This is a genomic window from Nocardia sp. NPDC058497 (genome assembly GCF_042720195.1).
Taxonomy (GTDB): domain Bacteria; phylum Actinomycetota; class Actinomycetes; order Mycobacteriales; family Mycobacteriaceae; genus Nocardia.
Genome location: NZ_JBHXMY010000728.1, coordinates 1 through 2577, shown reverse-complemented (window position 1 = coordinate 2577; position 2577 = coordinate 1). Strand labels below are relative to the sequence as shown.

Genomic DNA, 2577 nt, shown 5'->3' with positions numbered 1-2577 from the left:
CGTCCGAGGTGGTGCGGTGTGGATCGCAGGGGCAGGAGACGCCGATGGATCGGATCGATGCCGAACGACAGGCCGAGCTGGAATCGCGCAGGCGCCGGGCGCTGACCCCGGCGGCGAAGCGACTCGCCGAGGTGCCATGGCCGGACCGCACCTGGCCGCGGATCCGTGGGCTGGACGTGGCCGTCGGGGAGACGGTGTTCGAACGGTAGCCTCGTATGCCGTGACTGATCCGCTGCAGCCCCTGGTCGACCTGCCCGGCGTGCGTGAAGCCGCCGACAAGGCCCGCGACGCGCTCGCCGCGGTGCATCGGCACAGGTCGAACCGGCGCGGCTGGGCGACCACCGCCGCCGAAGCGGCGGTCCGCGCCGCGCGATCCTCGGCCGCCATCGAAGGCGCGAGCACCGATCTGCCCGCCGACGGGCAGGTCAGCGATCCAGTGCTGGCCGGCGCGCTGCGCGTGGGACAGGCGCTCGACGGTGACGCGCTGACGAACCTGGTCGGCACCTGGCAGCGCGCGCCGCTGCAGGCACTGGCCCGGCTGCATCTGCTCGCCGCCGCCGACCTGGTCGCCGACGAACAGGAACTCGGCAGGCCCCGATCGACCCCCGGTGTCGCCGAGCGGCTGGATCTGCTGGTGCAAACCGTCCAGACGAGCAAGGCGCCCGCGCCCGTCATCGCGGCGGTCGTGCACGGTGAGCTGCTGTCCCTGCGGCCGTTCGGCACCGCCGACGGTGTCGTCGCGCGGGCGGCATCGCGCCTCGTCACGGTCTCGAGCGGGCTGGACCCCCGATGCCTCGGCGTGCCGGAGGTGTTCTGGCTGCGGCGCAGGCAGGCCTACCTCGACGCGGCCGCCGGGTTCGGGATGGGCACCGCGGAGGGTGTCGGCGGCTGGGTGCTGTTCTGCGCGGGCGCGCTCGAAGACGGTGCCCGCGAGGCGAACTCGATCGCCGACGCGGCCGCGGGCTGAGGCTCCCCACACATCGAAACGGGCGGCGTGCCGATTACTCGGTCTCGCCGCCCGCTAGCACGGAACACCTGGTTACCAAGCGTGCTCGGTGGGTTGTGTTCGGTGGCCTCGGCGATCATCCGAACCCCGCCGGTTCATCCCCGCAACCTGTGCGAGGCGTTCGCCGACGACTGCCCGAATTTCGCAGGCCCACAACTCTGCTGCCCTTGTCGCGGCGCGCTCCGCGTGGGTACCTGGCGTCCGTGCTGGGAAGGGTGGGATGGGAGGCGAAACCTTCTCTTCCGGCTCCGTCTTGGCCTTCCGTCCTTCCGTGACTCCATTCTTACACCGTGATGGCGCTCACATCAAGCGTTTCGAAGGCATCACCGAATACAACTGTTTTCGGCGTGTCGCCTGGCGATTCGTGCTTGTTCGTCGCAGGTCAGCGACGTTTCCGCAGCAGTCGATAACTGATGGCGCCCGCGATGATCGCGCTCAATCCGACCGCCGCCGTAGCCGCCACGGTGGTGCTCGACGGCGCCTGGAATCGCGACCACAGCGACACCGGATTGGAGAAGGTGAGCACCGGCCAGCCGCGCGCGACGGCCTCCTTGCGCAGCGCGCGGTCGGGGTTGACCGCCGTCGGGTGGCCGACCGCGCTCAGCATCGGCAGGTCGGTGATCGAATCGGAGTACGCGTAGCACCGGGACAGGTCGTAACCCTCTGCCGCGGCCAGCTTTTCGATCGCGGCGACCTTGCCCTCGCCGTAGCAGTAGAACGCGATGTCGCCGGTGTACTTGCCGTCCTCGACGACCATCCGGGTGGCCTCGGTGTGCGAGGCGCCGAGCACCTCGGCTATCGGCGTGACGATCTCCTCGCCGGATGCCGAGACGATCACCACGTCGTGCCCGCGGATCTTGTGATCGGCGATCAGATCGGCGGCCTCGGCGTAGATCAACGGGTCGACGAGATCGTGAAGCGTCTCGGCCACAATGGATTTCACCTGCTCCACATCCCAGCCGGCGCACATATTGGCGAGGTTTGCCCGCATTCGTTCCATCTGGTCGTGATCGGCCCCCGAAAGCAGGAACAAAAAGTGCGCGTAGCTGCTCTCCAGCACGGCGCGGCGGTTCAGCAGACCCTGTGCGTAGAACGGTTTGCTGAACACGAACGCGCTCGACTTCGCGATCACCGTTTTGTCGAGATCGAAGAACGCAGCGACGCGTCCGCCGGGCACCGGCGCTCGGCCCGAATGGACGAGTCTTGTGTCCGGAAGCGGAGTCTGGTCACGTTCGGCCGTCACGTCAACAGGATAGGCACGCCTCGCGCGGAGCGCAGGAGGCGGCCGTCCTGGCCCCTCCGCGGGGTTTGCCCCGGGGACGCCGGAGGCCGCAAATCGCCGAAAGATGGTGACGAACGCTACTTGCGCCTGCGCCGGGGGATGGGTGTAGTATTGCTGACACCTGGACATGGTCCAGGCGCGTTCAGCCCGACCCCCCGGGGCTGAACCCGACGGCCCCCGCCAACACCCCCCCCGCGGGTGCCGGACGAGAATTACGGGGATGTCGGGAAAGTTAGGCACACCCCCGAGGGATAAACAAACAGCGTTAGACGTCGTGTTGATAGCTAGA

3 protein-coding genes are annotated in these 2577 nt (G+C 68.5%); 2 read left to right on the top strand and 1 reads right to left on the bottom strand.

The window, feature by feature from the left end; translation table 11 throughout:
- On the top strand, nt 1–209 hold a 209-nt coding region (locus ACFWPJ_RS30140), incomplete at its 5' end, for a hypothetical protein (protein ID WP_378856500.1).
- Between the two features lie 11 nt (nt 210–220).
- A complete protein-coding gene (locus ACFWPJ_RS30135; protein ID WP_378856499.1) occupies nt 221–967 on the top strand; it encodes an oxidoreductase in 747 nt (248 codons plus the stop codon).
- A 421-nt stretch (nt 968–1388) separates the two neighbouring features.
- Here the strand turns inward: ACFWPJ_RS30135 and ACFWPJ_RS30130 are convergent, their stop codons facing one another.
- Entirely contained in the window at nt 1389–2183 is a 795-nt protein-coding gene (locus ACFWPJ_RS30130; RefSeq protein ID WP_378856502.1) for an HAD family hydrolase, read from the bottom strand.
- Nucleotides 2184–2577 lie beyond the last annotated feature (394 nt).